The organism is Halomonas sp. AOP43-A1-21 (genome assembly GCF_052376775.1).
Lineage (GTDB): Bacteria > Pseudomonadota > Gammaproteobacteria > Pseudomonadales > Halomonadaceae > Vreelandella > Vreelandella colorata.
Genome location: NZ_JBQSWC010000024.1, coordinates 58,660 through 75,966 on the forward strand (window position 1 = coordinate 58,660; position 17,307 = coordinate 75,966).

15 protein-coding genes and 1 tRNA gene are annotated in these 17,307 nt (G+C 54.4%); 10 read left to right on the plus strand and 6 right to left on the minus strand.

Annotation, left to right across the window (positions count from 1 at the left end; translation table 11 throughout):
* Positions 1–162: 162 nt before the first annotated feature.
* Entirely contained in the window at positions 163–402 is a 240-nt protein-coding gene (locus tag ACT3R7_RS13975; RefSeq protein ID WP_417420029.1) for a hypothetical protein, read from the plus strand.
* A gap of 96 nt (positions 403–498) precedes the next feature.
* Complete coding sequence (gene nadS, locus ACT3R7_RS13980) at positions 499–783, plus strand: NadS family protein (RefSeq protein WP_193091171.1); 285 nt, start codon at positions 499–501, stop codon at positions 781–783.
* 45 nt (positions 784–828) lie between these two features.
* On the opposite strand, the gene ACT3R7_RS13985 is transcribed toward nadS, so the two are convergent.
* Both ACT3R7_RS13985 and ACT3R7_RS13990 read right to left on the minus strand, forming a co-directional pair.
* Positions 829–1,086 (minus strand): hypothetical protein, encoded by a 258-nt coding sequence (locus ACT3R7_RS13985; RefSeq protein WP_192537019.1) that lies wholly within the window; start codon positions 1,084–1,086, stop codon positions 829–831.
* Between the two features lie 284 nt (positions 1,087–1,370).
* Positions 1,371–1,447: transfer RNA gene (locus ACT3R7_RS13990), tRNA-Ile, on the minus strand.
* Between the two features lie 112 nt (positions 1,448–1,559).
* Between ACT3R7_RS13990 and ACT3R7_RS13995 the strand changes: the two genes are divergently transcribed.
* Positions 1,560–2,150, plus strand: a complete 591-nt coding sequence (locus tag ACT3R7_RS13995) for a hypothetical protein (RefSeq protein WP_193091170.1) — start codon at positions 1,560–1,562, stop codon at positions 2,148–2,150.
* Positions 2,151–2,169: 19 nt separating this feature from the next.
* Here ACT3R7_RS13995 and ACT3R7_RS14000 read toward each other — a convergent pair whose 3' ends face one another.
* From ACT3R7_RS14000 to ACT3R7_RS14015, 4 genes are read right to left on the minus strand one after another with little or no spacing between them, the layout of a single operon-like run.
* Positions 2,170–2,979 (minus strand): ABC transporter ATP-binding protein, encoded by an 810-nt coding sequence (locus ACT3R7_RS14000; RefSeq protein WP_192537014.1) that lies wholly within the window; start codon positions 2,977–2,979, stop codon positions 2,170–2,172.
* Positions 2,976–4,109, minus strand: a complete 1,134-nt coding sequence (locus ACT3R7_RS14005) for a FecCD family ABC transporter permease (RefSeq protein ID WP_193091169.1) — start codon at positions 4,107–4,109, stop codon at positions 2,976–2,978. Before ACT3R7_RS14005 ends, ACT3R7_RS14000 begins: the two co-directional genes overlap by 4 nt.
* An 8-nt stretch (positions 4,110–4,117) precedes the next feature.
* Complete coding sequence (locus ACT3R7_RS14010; RefSeq protein WP_192537012.1) at positions 4,118–5,131, minus strand: FecCD family ABC transporter permease; 1,014 nt, start codon at positions 5,129–5,131, stop codon at positions 4,118–4,120.
* Positions 5,128–6,051, minus strand: a complete 924-nt coding sequence (locus ACT3R7_RS14015) for an ABC transporter substrate-binding protein (protein WP_193091168.1) — start codon at positions 6,049–6,051, stop codon at positions 5,128–5,130. The genes ACT3R7_RS14010 and ACT3R7_RS14015 overlap by 4 nt, the downstream gene beginning before the upstream one ends.
* Before the next feature lie 245 nt (positions 6,052–6,296).
* Here ACT3R7_RS14015 and ACT3R7_RS14020 point away from each other — a divergent pair, with 245 nt between their 5' ends.
* From ACT3R7_RS14020 to ACT3R7_RS14050, 7 genes are all read left to right on the plus strand, one after another.
* Positions 6,297–8,513 (plus strand): TonB-dependent receptor domain-containing protein, encoded by a 2,217-nt coding sequence (locus ACT3R7_RS14020; protein WP_193091167.1) that lies wholly within the window; start codon positions 6,297–6,299, stop codon positions 8,511–8,513.
* A gap of 438 nt (positions 8,514–8,951) precedes the next feature.
* Positions 8,952–11,009: a TonB-dependent receptor domain-containing protein gene (locus ACT3R7_RS14025; protein ID WP_193091166.1), complete on the plus strand. Its 2,058-nt coding sequence runs from the start codon at positions 8,952–8,954 to the stop codon at positions 11,007–11,009.
* Positions 11,010–11,188: 179 nt separating this feature from the next.
* Positions 11,189–12,103, plus strand: a complete 915-nt coding sequence (locus tag ACT3R7_RS14030; RefSeq protein ID WP_193091165.1) for a LysR family transcriptional regulator — start codon at positions 11,189–11,191, stop codon at positions 12,101–12,103.
* Between the two features lie 77 nt (positions 12,104–12,180).
* Positions 12,181–13,056 (plus strand): AEC family transporter, encoded by an 876-nt coding sequence (locus ACT3R7_RS14035; RefSeq protein WP_193091164.1) that lies wholly within the window; start codon positions 12,181–12,183, stop codon positions 13,054–13,056.
* Positions 13,057–13,190: 134 nt separating this feature from the next.
* Positions 13,191–14,366, plus strand: a complete 1,176-nt coding sequence (locus ACT3R7_RS14040; protein ID WP_193091163.1) for a PQQ-dependent sugar dehydrogenase — start codon at positions 13,191–13,193, stop codon at positions 14,364–14,366.
* A 50-nt stretch (positions 14,367–14,416) separates the two neighbouring features.
* Entirely contained in the window at positions 14,417–15,862 is a 1,446-nt protein-coding gene (locus tag ACT3R7_RS14045) for a sensor histidine kinase (RefSeq protein WP_192537005.1), read from the plus strand.
* A gap of 11 nt (positions 15,863–15,873) precedes the next feature.
* Positions 15,874–17,274: a sigma-54-dependent transcriptional regulator gene (locus ACT3R7_RS14050; RefSeq protein WP_192537004.1), complete on the plus strand. Its 1,401-nt coding sequence runs from the start codon at positions 15,874–15,876 to the stop codon at positions 17,272–17,274.
* The last annotated feature ends 33 nt before the right edge of the window (positions 17,275–17,307 follow it).

A 17,307-nucleotide genomic window follows, 5' to 3' on the forward strand; every position in this document is an offset into this window, starting at 1 on the left:
AGCTGAGCGTGAGATCATCCACCAGCGTCGATTACCCCTCGGCGCCCCAAACTGTTTAAACGCTTGCCGCGGTAGATAGCGGCAAGATGAAGGATCGATAGTTGATGATCCATAATGTACTATGTACACTAAAAGACGCACTGGCTAAAGGAATGCCCCAACGTGAGCCATGCGATCGAGTTTATCGAAACCCCGACGTTCACACGCCAGATCCAGGCCACTGCAACAGACGACGAATTAAAGGAACTGCAGCGCACCCTGATTGCTCAACCCGACAAAGGTGACCTGATTCAGGGTACAGGCGGGCTACGCAAAATACGCATGGCGTTGGGTAACCAAGGCAAGAGCGGCGGTGCAAGGGGGTTATCTACTTTTTGGCAACGGCAGAGAGAATCTACCTGATACTGGCCTACCCCAAGAGCGTGAAGGACAGCTTAACGCCCGCTGAAAAGGCCGCACTGAAAACACTTACCTACCAATTAAAGGGGAGGTTTCCAAATGAGCATTTTTGACGAACTGCAAACATCGCTGCAGGAAGCCGTTGAGATCAAACAGGGCAAAACTAAGGCTAGCCGTATCACACGCCACGAAGTAGCCGATGTACGAGCTATTCGCGCCAAGCTTCATGTATCTCAGGCAGAATTTGCCAGCGCCATGGGAACCAGCGTTGATACGATTAAAAGCTGGGAAGCCAAGCGTCGCAACCCTACGGGACTAGCCGCTAAGGTACTGGCGACGATTCAGGATAATCCTGCTTTTTTCAATGAGCTTGCCGCACATTAGCACTTCTTTTTCAGTGCAAATGCAGTATCAACATTGAATCGATTTTCATACAGAAGCCTGCTCAATATCTAAAAAATATTTCCCGTAGGAAATGCGCCGATTAAACGAGCCTTTTACGCTGACCACTGCCCGCGCCGGAATATGTGTGGAAGCCTTTTCTGTACTGGATGGCTCCCACTGTACTCCTAGTCGGCTCAATGCCTCTTTAGCAACTTGGTCAAAGCCACCGGGTGCCGCAATCATTGGCTTTCCCATGATATGGTTCTGGCGTGCCTTAGCGTAAAGCCCCTTACCAATACGCACAAGCCTCCCCTGCGCTTCTAATTTTCGAAGCACCCAGCCAACTTGATCATACCCCTCAGAGCAGCGAAATCGTCACGTATAAATACCATACGCCGACTTGTGCGAATCCTAGTACGTATACGCGACTCTAAGATTTCGGCGCACATCAGATATTTAGATTGTATTAGGAAGCTAAACCGGATCATTTAAAGGAAGCAATCACATATGGCCCGAAAATCTTCGGTTGACACTTTGAGGAAAAGTACAGAAAGGAAGGGGAAGCGCGAGGATAAGTCGTTGATAAATGGTGGGCCCAGTAGGACTTGAACCTACGACCAAGGGATTATGAGTCCCCTGCTCTAACCAACTGAGCTATAGGCCCGAAAAGCGTGCATATAATAGCGAATGTGGCGGGGCGAGGCTACCCCTACGCGCGTATCTTGGCGCACTAATGGCACTTTTTGCAGGTTTGCGGGTCTTGAAGGAAGTCCTTTATGCGGAGACGCGCCTTGAAAGCTTTGATTGCTCTTTTCCCGCTGCTGCTAACGGTGCCTGTTCAGGCAGATTGGCAGCTCGATCCTGGTCAGTCTCGCGTTGAGGCGGCAATTACCCAGTTAAACGGGGCGACGCCCCAAACGCATCATCATCAGGTGCGCGATTTACAGGGGGATATTTCGCCGGATGGCACACTGCGCTTGCCGCTGAAACTCAGCCAGACCGACCTGCTTTCGCGTTTTAGTGATCTGCCGCCGTGGGTCGCTTTGCTTTCCAATACGACCCTGGTCACTCTGGTTGGCCAGATGTCGCCGGAGCGGCTAGATGCGCTGGATATCAATGAGTCGTTGGTCGAGACCATTACCTTTCGCGTGCAGAGCGATATGGTGAACCAGGAGGAGTCGGTGCCCTTGCGCTTTACTCGTGAAGGCTTGAATCAGGTGCGGGTGACTCACGCGGAACCCATGGCGCTGGATGGCAAGGCGTTAATGGCCAACAGTACGGTTCGCACACTTCTTACCATGCTGGGTTATCAGCAAATTGATGATCACGTTCCCATTACGCTGGACGCCCTGCTAATCAACCGCTAGTTTTCTGGGCGCCGCTCCTTCAGGCAGGTTCGGTAGCCCGGCGCACGTTTGCGAGTAACGGGCTACCGGTATCAGGGTCAGACAGCAGCGTGCAATCCACCTGATACAGCTTGCGCACCAGCTGAGGGGTGACCACTGTGGCGGGTGCCCCCTGGTCGATAATCTTGCCATCGCACATGGCGATTAAATGATCGGCATAACGGCAGGCGCTAGCTAAATCGTGCAGTACCATCACGACGGTGCGCCCGTGCCCTGCCAGGTGTCGCACCAGCTCGAACACTTCAATCTGATGGCCCAGATCCAGCGCAGAGGTAGGTTCATCCAGCAGCAAAAGCGGGGTTTGCTGGGCGATGGTCATGGCGATCCAGGCGCGCTGGCGTTGGCCGCCGGAAAGCGCATCGATGGGCCGGTCAGCCAAATTTTCAAGCCCCGCTGCGGTCAGCGCATGCTGTACAACGCGCTGGTCTTCCGCCGACCATTGGCGTAGCCAGCCTTGGTGCGGCTGGCGTCCAAAACGAATCAGCTCAGTGACCGTCAGCCCCTCAGGGGCAATGGCTTCCTGGGGCAATAGCGCCAACTGCGTAGCGAGTTGGCGCGACGGCAGGCGCTGAATATCCTCACCGTTAAGCAATACGTTGCCGCCATCAGGTTTATGTAGGCGCGCAAGCCCTGCCAGCAGGGTCGATTTTCCACATCCGTTAGGCCCGACAATCGCCGTCACTTTGGCGCTGGGCAGCGCCACATCCAGGCCGTCGATAACTCGCCGTGTGCCATAGCCCATATCCAACGCTTCGGTGGCAAGGGTCGGCGGGGTTCGAAAATTGTTCATGCGTGACTCCGTTGCGGGCGCATCAAAATCCATAAAAGCCAGGGGCCACCAATAATCGCGGTCACAATCCCTACTGGAAGTTCAATAGGCGCCAGTAGCGTGCGCCCTGCCAGATCCGCCAGTACCATCACTAACGCGCCGGCAAGCGTCGCGGCGACCACCGGCACATGCCGCGGAGTAGACAGCGCGCGAGCAATTTCAGGGCCGATTAGCCCCACCATGCCGACAGGCCCGGCCACGGCTACAGCCAGTGCCGTGAGGACCACCGAAAGCAGGAGTATTTGAACTCGTCGGGCCTTGGCGTTCACGCCCAGGCCGTTGGCCGTGGCTTCGGAAAACCGCAGGATGGTCAGCGAACGGGCCAGCGCCAATGCCGCCACAAAGCCCAGCATCAGCCCGATGCCCAGCAGTTGCACCGAACCACCGGAGCGAGCATTCAGCGAGCCGACCGTCCAGGGATAAGCGGCGTTGGCGGTGTCAATCGCGACCCGCGCCAGCAGCAGTTGAGTGATGGCTCCAAAAACGGCCCCCACGCCGATACCCGCGACAATAAAACGGTAGCCCTGGGTGCCACTGCCTGCCGCCAACCCAAAGGTCAGTACGGCGGCAGTAACCGCACCGGTCAAGGCCATGGCAGACGGTGCTAATGAAACACTCATGCCTACCACAGAAGCCACCGCAAACGCGGTGGCGCCGTTATCGATTCCGATAATGCCCGGTGTCGCCAACCGGTTGCGGGCCAGAGTTTGCATGAGAATACCCGCCAGCGCGAATGCCCCGCCGGTGAGACATGCCGCCACGAGCCGCGGCAGGCGAAGCTCCTGCACCATGAACCCGGTCATCATATCGCCCTGCCCGGCCAGTGCGCTGATCACCTCTCGCGGGTCAAGCGTCAGGCTGCCCAGGCAGAGGTACGCAATACCCGCCAGCAGCAGCGCCAGCAACAGCCCCGTGTTGACCCAGACGGCACGCCGCTCAATCAGAATGCTGGTGCCACGTCCACTCCACCGCCAATAGCCGGTGGGCGGGATTACCGACACCTCATCCGCTGCTTTTATCGAGGGAGCGCTGAAGAGCAGTGCGGCAGTATCCTGTTTTCGGAATTCAGTTTTTAAGCAGCGAGGGGGCATAGACAGGCTCATAACATGGGTAACCGGCGGGCACGTACGGCGGCAATCAACACAGGCGCTCCGCATAATGCAGTCAGCACGCCGAGCGGCAGCTCAGAAGGCGACACCACCACACGCGAAATGATATCGGCCGCCAAAATAATCAAGGGCCCTATCGGCAGGCAAAACCACAGGGTACGCCGGATATCCGGCCCGGCAAAGGCGCGAGCGATAAACGGCACGACCAGGCCCACGAAAATGATCGGCCCGGCAATCGCCGTTGCCGCTCCCACCAGCAGGGCAACACAAAGAACCACCATCGCACGGATAAGCTGAGGGTGATGGCCAAGCCCAGAGGCCATGCGCTCACCCAGCGCCAGCGCCGAAAGCGGCCGCGCAATAAGAGCAATAAGCACCGTACAAAACGCCATGGAAGGCAAGACTGCCCATAGATCCTCCAGGCGACGCCCGGCCAGACTTCCAATGACCCAGAAGCGCACTTCATCGGCCGAGCGCTGGTCGAACAGCAGTATCATGGATGTCATTGCGCCCAAGAGTGCAGAAAAGGCCGCCCCAGCGAGCACCAAGCGTATGGGGTCGTTACCCACTCCGCGCCATCGGGCAACGCCCAGGACGCACAGGCACCCCACCAACGCGCCTACTTGGGCAACGGAAATACGCAATGAGGCAGCGCTTGCGCCCAGCACCAATGCCAGCGCTACGGCAAAGGCGGCGCCTGCGCTTACTCCCAGCAAGCCGGGTTCGGCAAGCGGGTTGCGCGCCACCGCCTGAAGCAGCGCCCCGGATACACCCAGTGCCATGCCCACAGCAATGCCAATCAGAGTACGCGGCGCACGCAGCTCCCAGACCACGAAATACGCCTCGCTGTTCTCATTGCCCAACAGCATCGAAAGCGCCTGCGAAGGCGAAACGGTGCCGGCGCCAACGAGTAGGCTAACGACACTCACCGCCACAAGGGCGGTGAGCAGTAATGCGAGCAGCGTTCGTTGTTCAAGACGCCGCGTTATCAGCGCAACCTTCACGGCAATAAGGCTTCTTCGATATCGTCAAGAAGTGCCTGCGCGGCCAAGGGACCCGATGCGCTGCTCCAGACCTGACCATTGACGGGCACCACGTGACCCTGCTCCACCACGTTCAGGCGAGTAAAGGCGCTGCTTTGCTTGGCGGCGTCTAAAGCCTGCTGCCCTTCTTCGTTGAGCGTGGCAAGGAACAGCCAATCGCCATCGATTAGCGAAAGGTTCTCAAGGCTCAAAATATCGCTGTGCGCACTGCCTTCTTTCACCAGCCCCTGGTCATCAACCGTTAATCCGGTAGAGGCAAGAACACCGGTCGAGAACAGTTCTGATGACATGACCATCGGGCCTGCCGGCATCCAGCGGACGATGTAAGCACTGCCGCCAACCTCGGCTTCACTAAGGCGCTGATTAAGTTCAGCAGCGCGCTGCTCAACGGCTTCGAGCACCTCATTAATCTCAGCATCCTTACCCAACGCCTGGCCGAAAAGGCGTGATTCATCTTTCCAGCCTTCCTTGGAAAGACCTGTGGTGTTGGGCACAACAGTAGGAGCAATGCGGGAAAGCAGACGGTACTGCTCTTCAGGAAGCTGGGGAGCGGCAAGAATCAGATCTGGCTGCAGGCGGAGGATAGCTTCAATGTTGGTTTCACGGGCAACGCCTACCATTTCCAACTGGCTGGTATCGATGTGCTCCCCCATGTAAGTCGCCACCTCGTTGCCGCCACGCGTGGCGATGGCGCCAATCGGCGTGACACCCGCCGCGACCGATGCATCCAGCGCGCCTTCGTAAAGCGTCACGATACGCTCTGGCGAGTCGGGCACTTCCACTTCGCCAAACGCGGTATCAAGTTCCCGCGCTTGCGCATTGGCGGCCAAACTACTTAACAACACACCGGTCAGGCTAAGGCGCAGTACTGTACGCAGCATTGTGAACCCCTACTGTTAATTTATTTCTTTAATAGTAACGATTCTCAAAAGCAAATGCAGTACTATTTCATAGAATAACTCGTTCCATTTCTAGCAACACCAGATCCTATCGATAAACGTTGCCGTTATTGCAACAGATTGTTCCTTGATATTAACTCGCGCATGGGAACTTTTCTTCTTAGAATCCCCGCCTTATTTGATAATAAATATCATTAGCAAGTAAATCATAAACATGGGGGATCGCTATGCCACGCTTTACTCGTAATGCTTTAGCCAGCGCTGTTGCTCTTGGACTTGCTGCCGGAGTGGCCAATGCCCAGGAAAATACTCAGCTTAATAATATGGTGGTTACCGCTACTGGGTATGAGCAGTCGCTGAATAGTGCCCCTGCGAGTATCTCTGTGGTAACGCGAGAAGAATTAGAGCAAAAGCAGTTCTCCAATATCGCCGAGGCGATTGCTGATGTACCAGGAGTCGATGTACGTTCCGGCACAGGCAAGACCGGCGGCTACAATATCTCCATTCGCGGCATGCCGAGTGCTTATACGCTGATTCTGATTGATGGCCGTCGCCAAAATACCTCCGGCGATGTTACGCCCAACGGTTTTGGTGAAACCTCAACAAGCTTTATGCCGCCGCTTTCGGCCATTGAGCGTATCGAAGTGATTCGCGGCCCGATGTCGACGCTTTACGGCTCAGACGCCATGGGCGGCGTTATCAATATTATCACCCGCCGCGTGGGTACCGACTGGGCAGGCTCTGTCTCGGTTGAAAACACCTTCCAACAAGATCGCGATGCGGGCAACGACTCAGCGATCAATCTGTATGTTTCCGGCCCGCTCGTCGAAGACACCCTGGGCCTGCAGCTACGTGGTCGAGTATATGACCGCGACAGCTCTGAGCGCATGGTCGAAAACAGTGTCGGGCGCGACCCGCGCCCTTCCGAAGCGCGCATCTACTCAATTGGCGGGCGCTTGAACCTCACGCCGGATGACACTAACGAGGTGTGGCTGGACGCCGAGCGCTCCCGCCAGGTTTACGACAATTCAGATTGCCGCCTGGGCAGCCTGGACGGTCTGAGACGTAACGACTGCGCCACCCCCGACCCAAGCCCAAGCGCCAACTTCGGCTACGAGGATGAGCTGCGTTTCAACCGCGACCAGATCGCTGTAGGCCATACCGGCCGTTACGCAGCCGGTACGCTGGAGAGTAGCGTTACCCACAATTTTACCGAATCGCTTGGCCGCACACTGCCAGCAGGCAACGCGCCCGACTACGGTTATGTCGCTCAGGGAGGCGAGCCGCGCCTTCTGGAAAACCGCGATATCGTGGTCGACAGCAAATTTGTTGCGCCGCTGGATAACCACATGGTGACCGTGGGCGGCCAGTACATCGATGCCGAACTCAAGGACGGCACGGCAGGTAACGAGAAGTTCTCGCAATCCAGCTGGGCAATGTTTCTTGAAGATGAGTGGTTTCTAAGACACGACCTGGCGCTGACGCTGGGCGGGCGCTATGAGCACCATAACGCCTTTGGCGGCCACTTTAGCCCGCGTGGCTATCTGGTTTGGGAAACCACGGATAACTGGACGCTTAAAGGTGGTATTAGCCAAGGTTATAAAACACCTACGCTCAACCAGCTTCACGACGGTATTAATGGTTTCGGTAACCAGGGTCAGTCAATTAGCCTGGGCTCTCCCAACCTGAAGCCTGAAAAGAGTACCAACTATGAGCTGGGCGCTATTTACGACAACCTTGACGGTTTCTCTGTCGGCGCAACGGCCTTCTTCACCCAGTTCCGTGACCGCATTTCGTCTGGCGACGACCTGCCCAACTGCCAATTCATCGACGCTGATGGTAACCAGCCGTTTGCCAATGCCGCGAACTGCTTGAGCGTGGGCAACTTTACCCAGCAGGATAGCTTCGGCCAGTCGGTCAATGTGGATCGCGCGGAAACTCGCGGTGTTGAGCTGAACACCAGCTACCAGATTGCGCCTGCCTGGACAATCAGCGGTGGTTATACCTATACCGACACCGAAATCACTTCCGGTGAAAATGAAGGCCAAGCGCTCACCAATGCGCCCAAGCACAAGCTGACGGCCGATCTTAACTGGGCGATCAACGAGCGCTGGAATACGGCCTTGGAAGGTGAGTACTACTCTTCGCGTGAGCGCTTTAGTAGCGGCGTCACCGGCTCATCAGCTGCTCTGGTCGAAGAACTGGGCAATAACCTGAAAGGCTATACGCTGTTTAATCTGCGCAGCTCCTACCAGGTTTCTGACAACGTTCGTTTGTCTGGCACTATTTACAACCTCTTTGATAAGGATTTTTCCGCGTACGACACTTATCAATACGACGGCGATACTTACATTGCTTATGAATATACCCAGACAGGTCGCGCCACTGACGGCGTGGCGCTTGATGGCCGCAGCCTGTGGGTTTCGGCAACCTATGACTTTTAACCGTCGATAGCCCTTTGAAACAGTCCTTTGAAACAGTCCTTTGAAATAGTCTTCGAAGTCGCTCGGACAATAGGTTCTCGAAAATCGCTCGCAACGTTCCACTTATTGTTTCAATGCTGACTTGACGCCCTGGCCTAGTGCCGGGGCTTTTTTTATGGACTTGTTTAATCAACCGACCAAGCTATTGGCGTCCTTCTGAGGCCAGCCTCCGCCCTCTTTAATGATCACCAACGTCACAGAACACGACAGGTGATTACATCTACGCCTTTAAAAAATTACGAAGTTATTACAGTTGCGTACATCACAACAGTTTGTTCATGGTTTCATCCTCGATTAATGGAACCTTTAACAATAGAATACAAATCTCATATGAGAATACATAACAGATGTAAACATTATTCATAAAAGCAAACTGCAATATCATTTCAAGGGAAAAACATGGCTTATTTTTCACGTCGCGCCTTGGCTAATGCCATTAGCCTGTCTTCAATGGCCATCGCTGCCGCTGCTACCGCACAGGAAAACACCTCGCTTGATCCGGTTGTGGTGACTGCATCGGGCTTTGAGCAGTCCATCGCGGATGCGCCCGCAAGTATTTCCGTGATCAGCGGTGAAGAGCTGAACCGCCAGTCCTATAGCGATATTACGGATGCGGTTAAGAACATCCCGGGCGTCTACGTGACCGGTGGCGGTGAAGCACAGGACATCAGCATCCGCGGAATGGACAATAGCTACACGCTGTACCTGATCGATGGTCGCCCTATTTCGGCCGGACGAGCGGTTAATACTAACGGGCAGGACGAAGGCAAGCAGATCGGGCTTCCGCCCATTTCAATGATTGAGCGTGTTGAAGTCATTCGTGGCCCCATGTCCTCGCTCTATGGTTCGCAGGCAATGGGCGGTGTGATCAACATCATTACCAAGCGCGTGCCAGATGAGTGGTCGGGCCAGGTGACGACTGAGTACACTCACTCGCTCAACGATATCAACAACGACTCGCAACAGATTAGCTTCTATACCGGAGGCGCTCTGATCGAAGGGCTGCTCGGCTTACGCGTGCATGGCAGTTGGCGCGGCACGGAAGAGAGTGATTACGAGGGTGGTGGCGACAACGCTGAAAGTACGCCTGACAGCGATACGCGCCAGATCGGTGCCGAACTCGTTTTGACCCCGGATGAACTGAACGAATACAGCTTCGGCTATACTGCTTCCACCAAAGAGTTCACCCATACGCCTGGGCGAAGCGTTCCCGAAATTGATAGCCGCGGGAACCCCGCCAGCGCCAGCACCTACCGCTATGACAAGGATGTATTTACGTTAGGCCATAAAGGCACCTATGGCGCCTTTATGACAGATACCTACCTGCAGCACGATATTTCAGAGCGGGTAAATACCACGCCCGATGAGAAGCGCGAAGAAGTAACGACGCTTAACAACCAGTCGACCTACTTCTGGGGCGACCATATGCTGACCTTTGGCGGTCAATACCGGATAGAAGATTTGGTCGATGACACGAATGGACTGCTCGGCAATAGCCCTAACGCCATGCGCAGCGTTGACCGCTGGATTGCCGCGCTATTCGTCGAAATGGAGTGGAGTCTTACGGATGCCTTCAGTGTCACCACCGGCATGCGTTACGATGACGACGAGCTCTTCGGCGGCCACCTTTCTCCGCGTATCTATGCAAACTATCACCTGACGCCCGAATGGACATTTAAAGGCGGTGTATCTACTGGTTACTCCCAGCCTGGCCTTGCCGCAGCCACTGAAGGCTTTGGTCGCGGCACGGGTGGCGGTGGCTCCCCGGCGCCCCATGCACGCGCGCTGATCATCGGTAATGAAAATCTCGATCCTGAAACCAGCACTAACTATGAAGCCGGGTTTGTCTTTACTAGCGATGATCGCCGCCTTACCTCAAGCATGATGCTGTTCCACACCCAGTTTGAGGACAAGATCGCAGAAGACCGCTACTGCAACACGGCGGATGCCGATCGCAATGATCCGTCTACCTGGGAGTGCCCCTACGCCGGTAACGAGTATGTGTTCATCAGCACTTACCGCAATATCGATGAAGCGCAAATGCAGGGCGTAGAATTCACATTAGATTACGACGTTACCCAGGACGTACGCCTAAGCTCCAGCTATACCTATACCGACTCTGAGCAGAAGTCGGGTGAGTTTGCTGGCGAGCCGCTTAATAAGATCCCCGAGCATATGTTTAACCTCGCGGTGGATTGGCAGGCCACACCTGAAATGAACCTGTGGACTCAAGGAAATTATCGCGGCTCCACAAGCGATTTCCTATCACGTACCAGCATGAGTGACGGCACGCCAGGATACGGCTTTGTCGATGCCGGTCTGGTTTATAGACTGACGGACCGCGCGCAAGTTAAAGCAGGGATCTATAATATTGCCAACAAAGAAGTGACGAACGATGAGTACGGGGTAGTACTGGATGGACGTCGGTACAACCTGGGCCTCACGTTCGACTTCTAATGGTTGTTTGACTGGCCATACTCTCTCGATTCTTTTGCCTCGCTTAACGCGGGGCTTTTCTTTTTTCTTTGACTTAGATTGCAACATTTACCTAACCGCAAACTGTGAAATGCATATTATTTGCATCCCCGTTTTTAAGTGGCACAATAGACGACTCTTAATTGCTGTGTGATCTGACAATGTATGACTTTGACGAACTCGCTGCTTTCGCTGACGTAATGGCAACAGGCAGCTTGACACGCAGTGCCCAAAAGCTGGGGTTAGCCAAATCGACCCTGAGCCGCCGCATCAGCCAATTGGAAACGCGACTCAATCAACCGCTATTAAGGCGCCAGGCTAACCGGTTGATTCCTACCGAAGCTGGCCTACTGTTTCATACGTACTGTACTGAACTGCTGACAATGGCCAATCACAGCCAAGAAGCCCTGGCGGAGCTGCGCGAAGAGATCAGCGGTCTCGTTACGCTTGAGGCCCATGGCGCATTGGCACGCAGTTGGATGTCTGAGACCGTCAACGCGTTTTTAAATCGTTACCCAAAGGTAGAGCTGGCCCTTCATACACGCGAAACGCCGCCTTCCAAGATGCACAGCAATAGCGTGCACGTGTGGTTAGGCCATACGCACGAATGCGGCCTTAATCAGGAACGGCTCGGCCATTTAGCCCGCGGCCTGTATGCCAGCCCGCGCTATTTAGCCGGGGCCTGCGCGCTAACCCGCCCAGATGAGCTTGAACACCATGCGTGGGTTGATTTACTGGATAGCGCACCCAATGGGCTATTGTTAGGCCACTCAGAACATGGCGAGTACCTTTTCACACCCCCACATTCGCGTCTGCGGGTGGATTTAACCGCGTTGCATATTGATGCGATTGCGAGCGGCCAAGGCATAGGGCTGTTGCCACACTGGCTAGTAGAAAGACGCGAGCAACACCACCCCGGTGATTTAATTAACTGCCTACCTGGCTGGGAGCCGGCGCCGCTGCCTGTCACGCTACTCTACGCCTATGGTTATCAGTCTAGACGCATCAACGCGCTGCTTGAATTTCTGCGTGAGTACACACCCAAGCAATGGCGTATACCGGTAAGCACCACTTAATCAATTTATCTATTTGCCTTGCCAGTTAGTCTGCTCATTAACGACAATGGGCAACGAATGATTGCCAGGGATAACCAATGCTTGCCGAACTTTTTGCCGTCATGGCCCCCGTACTTGCTGGTGCGGGGCTGGGTTTTTTATGGATTCGCTTAGGGCATCCATACCCTGTCGATTTCGTGACTCGCTTGGTTTTCAACATCGGAACTCCTGCGCTCGTGCTTGCTTCATTAGCAGGTGCCGACATCGATGCCAGTACCTTTGGCCGCACCATGCTCGCCACCGCACTGGTGATTATTACGATGGGGGTAGCAACGTTCGGTGTTGCCAAGCTGCTGCGCCGTGATTGGCGGGTATTACTGGCGCCCATGATGTATCCCAATACCGGCAACATGGGTCTTCCCGTGGTGCTTTATGCGTTTGGTAGCGCTGGCTTTGCATATGGCATCACAGCGATGATTACCGTATCGCTGTTTCAGTTCACCTTGGGTGCTGCCCTCCAAAGTCGTGGCAATCCGCTTAAAACTCTGGTTAAAACACCCACGGTTTATGCCATATTGATTTCGATGGTGCTGCTGCTGACCAATACTTCATTGCCACCTTGGCTCTCCAACACAGTGGGCCTAATGTCTGGTTTTACCGTACCGTTGATGTTGATTACCCTAGGTGTTTCTCTGGCAAGTATTCAGGTCAAAAACCTACGTTCAGGGCTTGGCTTTAGCTTGGTGCGTATCCCCTTGGCGGCCGGTGCTGCTTGGCTGATTGCCGGTTGGCTGGGGCTTCCGCCGCTCGCGCAAAGTATTTTGGTCGTGCAGATGTGCATGCCAGTGGCTGTGTTCAACTATTTGTTTGCCCAGCGCGCCCAGCGTGAGCCCGCCTATGTAGCGAGTCTGGTATTTTGCTCTACCCTATTAGCACTGTTCTATCTTCCTGTTCTATTGGCTCTATTGATGTAGCCTGGAAGAGCCTTCCCGAAAGGCAATGCGTCACTGCTAAACTAAAAGCCTGGCAACTATCGCTATACTGACCGTTACGAAAACGGTTTCAACGACGGTTTCAGTGCGGTCCCGTCATTACCGGAGAGCTCTTTATGCAAAATGCAAACAAGGCTTATGCGCTACCCCGCTGGCTAGCGCCTGGACTTACCACACTCTGCCTAGCTGCAAGCTTAAGTAGCGCCCATGCAGAAACCGTGGGTGAGGTGGTCCAGACCGAGTATCTTGATTTTACGATTGAGCGGATAGCCGGAGATTTTGAACATCCCTGGGCGGTGGCGTTTTTACCGGATGGCCGTTTTCTGGTCAGTGAGCGTAACGGCCAGTTGAATCTGGTTGATGAAGAAGGCCACTCAAGAGCGCTTGAGGGCATGCCGCGCGTCAACCATCACGGTCAGGGCGGGCTGCTGGATGTTGTACTCCACCCTGAGTTTGGTGACGCCAGCGGCGAGCATGACTGGATTTACTTTACCTGGAGCAAGCCAGATGACAATGGCAGCCGCAGTGCGCTCTCCCGGGTAAAATGGCAGGGTGATGCGCTGGGCGATGTGGAACACCTGTTTGAACAGGATCGCGCATCCGGCCCCGGCCGCCATTACGGTTCACGTATTGCCTGGTTAACCGATGGCACGCTTTTAATGAGCGTTGGCGATCGTGGCTCCGACCCATCTAGAGCCCAGGCAAGCGACGATCATGCGGGCTCTACGCTGCGCCTGACGGAAAACGGCGATGTGCCAGAAGATAACCCGTTTGTGGACAATACCAATACCCTGGATGAGATTTACTCCATGGGGAATCGCAATATTCAAGGCATGATCGTACGCAGCAACGGTGAGGCATGGGTAACAGAACATGGCCCGCTTACCGGCGATGAGCTGAATCATATTCAGGCAGGCCTTAACTATGGCTGGCCGGAAGTCACGCTAGGCAACGATTACGCTACCAATGAGCCGCTAGGGGCAGACTCACTCCCCGGCATGGTCGATCCTCACTATGCTTTTGAAGGCCGCTTTGCGCCTTCAGGTTTGGCAGAAGTCAGTGGCGAGCGCTTTAGCGACTGGGAAGGTGATTTACTCGCTGGCGGTTTGAGTAGCGAGCAACTGCTGCGCCTGCGCCTTGACGGCGAGGAAGTGACGGAAAACGAGCGCCTTCTGGATGGCCAGATCGGGCGTATTCGCGATGTTCGCCAAGGCCCCGATGGCGCAATTTACTTGCTAACTGACGAGACCCAAGGCAGCCTTTACCGTCTTCTGCCCACAGAGCAACCTTAAAACACTGTGCTTTTCATTGATGAAAGGCTTGATACCCATACGGAAGCAGCATGCGACTTCGTAATTTAATTATCTTAACCGTTATCGTACCGCTGTTTGTTGTATTGGTGGTATTTAGCATCGTCGCCATCAAATCGCTGGAAGACAATGTTCGCTCCAAACTGCAAACCGAAGTCGAAATTATTACTCGGGCGCTGAGCACCTCTTTAAGCTATGCCGTTACACGAGAAAGCCCGGCCCCTTTGGAAGAGGCGCTACAGTCAGCGTTCTCTTTTCACCGTATCTATGGGGCCTATGTTTTTGATCTGCAGGGGCGTGAAGTTTACGGGCTGGGGTTAGGCAAAGATCTCTTCACACCCGAGGAGATCCGCCAGGTTATCGAACGTGACGACCTTTACAGCAATTACCGCCAGCAAGAGGGCTGGACTTACTATTCAGCCATCACACCGTTGCGCACCCAGGACGGCACGGTACACGGCGTACTTCAGGTAAACCGTTTGAATACCGGTATCGAGAACTACACCGGGTTCATCAGTATCGTGGCGGTCCTTGTGTTTGTGATTGGCGCGGCCGGCATCGTGTTCAGCATCTGGTGGGGGTTCAGGCGCTATATAGAGCGCCCGCTAAACCGCTTATTGCACGTTATGCTTTTGGTGGAAGACGGCGATCGGAGCCAGCGCGCTACCGTAGACGGCCCCACTGAGTATCGTCGGCTTGCCTCGGGCTTAAACGGTATGCTCGACGCTATGGCAGAAAAAGATCGCGATATTGAAGTGCGTCAGCACAGGGAGATCGAGCTTGAAAAACGCCTGCGCAAATCTAAAAAATTAGCCGAACTAGGCGTTTTAGCCGCAGGAGTTGCCCACGAAATCGGGGCGCCGCTGACGGTTATTAATGGCCAGGCCCAGCGTTTAGCGCGCCGTGACGTAATTGGTGATGATGAACGCGCAAAATTAGGGCGTATTCGTAATGAAGTAGAGCGCATTGTTGAAATCGTGCGCCAGCTGATGGAATTAGGTCGCCAGCATAATGTCGAAAAAGGCGAACTGGCATTAGATCAACTTATCCAAAATGCCAGCGAGTTAGTGGAAGAGGAGCTGGAGCCAAGAAATATACGGCTGGACGTTGATCTTCCGTTGCCCACCCCCCATTTATTAGCAAATGGTCAGCAAATCGTTCAGGTGCTTACCAACTTATTGCGCAATGCCGCGCAGGCGCCTGGGGTTTCTCATGTTCGCGTTCGAGCGCGCAAGAATGAACATGAACTAACGCTCTGGGTGGAAGACAACGGGCCCGGGATCCCCGTCGCAAATCATCAGCACGTTTTTGATCCCTTTTTTACCACCAAGCCGGTGGGCCAAGGCAGCGGCTTAGGACTTTCTATGGTGCACCGTATTATTAATGATCACGGCGGTACGATTGGCGTATTTAACAGTACTCTTGGCGGTGCTGGGTTTGAAATCACGCTACCCCTTAGTGAAACCGCATCCGCTTGAGGACAACATTTGTGACCCATCAGGAACACCCTTTACCGTTGTTGGTAGTGGAAGATGACCCCGCGATACGAGAGCTGTTAGAGGAAGAGTTGAACGATGCGGGCTATCAGACGCTTGGCGTGCCTAGCGCTGAAGAGGCAATCGCCCTATTAAGCCATACGCCAGTGGCCATGATGATTACCGATGTACGTCTGCCCGGAATGACCGGCATTCAGCTTCTTCAGCAGCTTCGCCAAAGTGGCAGTGAGCTGGGGATTATTGTGATTACCGCTTTTGGTACGATTGACCAGGCAGTAGAAGCACTCAAGCTGGGAGCGGATGATTTTTTAACCAAGCCGCTTGATCTGGACGCTATTCGTGAAGCCGTCTTTCGGGTGCTGGAGCGTCAGCGCCTATCGCTCTCCCATGATACGGAGCTCAGCCATTTTCATGGCATTGTGGGTAAAAGCCATGTGATGCAGTCGCTTTTTCATGACGCCTCACGCTTGGCTAAAAGCAATGCCCCTATTCTGATTCTGGGCGAAAGCGGCACCGGCAAGGAGCTGCTGGCGCGTGCAATCCATCAAGAAAGTCCACGCCATGACGCCCCCTTTATAGCCGTCAACTGTGCCAGCATTCCTGCTGATCTAATGGAAAGCGAGTTTTTTGGTCATGTAAAAGGTGCTTTCACAGGGGCTAACGAAGCGCGGAAAGGACTGTTTCATACCGCCCAGGGCGGCAGCTTGTTTTTGGATGAGATCGGTGAAATGCCGATTAACCTACAGGCTAAACTGCTCCGTGCGCTTCAGGAAAAAACCGTACGCCCGGTGGGCGGCGAGCGCGAAGAGCCGGTGGATGTGCGCATCATTGCCGCCACACACCGTAACCTGGATAAAGAAATCGAGCAGGAGAGCTTTCGTAGCGATTTATTTTATCGACTGGAAACCTTTTCGCTGCGGATTCCGCCCCTGCGTGAGCGGGGCACCGATATTGAACATCTGATTTTTGCGCTTATTGATAAGCATTCAGAAGCGCAGAACAAGCAGATTGAACAGATTGAGCCTGATGCTTTAAATAGCCTTCTGAACTACACCTACCCAGGTAACGTGCGCGAGTTGGAAAACGCGGTAATGCGCGCTGTCACACTTAGCGAAGACGGCATTCTGCAGCATCAAGACCTACCTGAAAGGCTGCGCGAACACGCATCCCAAGAAACCAGTGTGGAAATCACCCCTACGTTGAGCGGTGAAATACTCCCAGGCACACAACTACCGGCCCCCTCACCTACCCGCTGGCCAAGCCTTGAGGAAGTAGAAAAGCGCTATATACGCAAAGTATTGGAAGCAACTGGCGGCAATAAACGCCGCACAGCAGAGCTTCTGGGGATTGCGCGACGAACGCTGTATCGCCGTCTTGAAGATACGGAAGAGTAAGAACTTTTTTATCTAGGAGGCCAAATTAGCTAC

Coding starts and splice junctions, on each gene's coding strand:
- ACT3R7_RS14015 (WP_193091168.1), bottom strand. CDS start 6,051: ATGCTGCGTACAGTACTGCGCCTTAGCCTGACCGGTGTGTTGTTAAGT.
- ACT3R7_RS13995 (WP_193091170.1), top strand. CDS start 1,560: ATGCGGAGACGCGCCTTGAAAGCTTTGATTGCTCTTTTCCCGCTGCTG.
- ACT3R7_RS14025 (WP_193091166.1), top strand. CDS start 8,952: ATGGCTTATTTTTCACGTCGCGCCTTGGCTAATGCCATTAGCCTGTCT.
- ACT3R7_RS14040 (WP_193091163.1), top strand. CDS start 13,191: ATGCAAAATGCAAACAAGGCTTATGCGCTACCCCGCTGGCTAGCGCCT.
- ACT3R7_RS14005 (WP_193091169.1), bottom strand. CDS start 4,109: ATGCCCCCTCGCTGCTTAAAAACTGAATTCCGAAAACAGGATACTGCC.
- ACT3R7_RS14000 (WP_192537014.1), bottom strand. CDS start 2,979: ATGAACAATTTTCGAACCCCGCCGACCCTTGCCACCGAAGCGTTGGAT.
- ACT3R7_RS14035 (WP_193091164.1), top strand. CDS start 12,181: ATGCTTGCCGAACTTTTTGCCGTCATGGCCCCCGTACTTGCTGGTGCG.
- ACT3R7_RS14020 (WP_193091167.1), top strand. CDS start 6,297: ATGCCACGCTTTACTCGTAATGCTTTAGCCAGCGCTGTTGCTCTTGGA.
- ACT3R7_RS14045 (WP_192537005.1), top strand. CDS start 14,417: ATGCGACTTCGTAATTTAATTATCTTAACCGTTATCGTACCGCTGTTT.
- ACT3R7_RS14030 (WP_193091165.1), top strand. CDS start 11,189: ATGTATGACTTTGACGAACTCGCTGCTTTCGCTGACGTAATGGCAACA.
- nadS (WP_193091171.1), top strand. CDS start 499: ATGAGCATTTTTGACGAACTGCAAACATCGCTGCAGGAAGCCGTTGAG.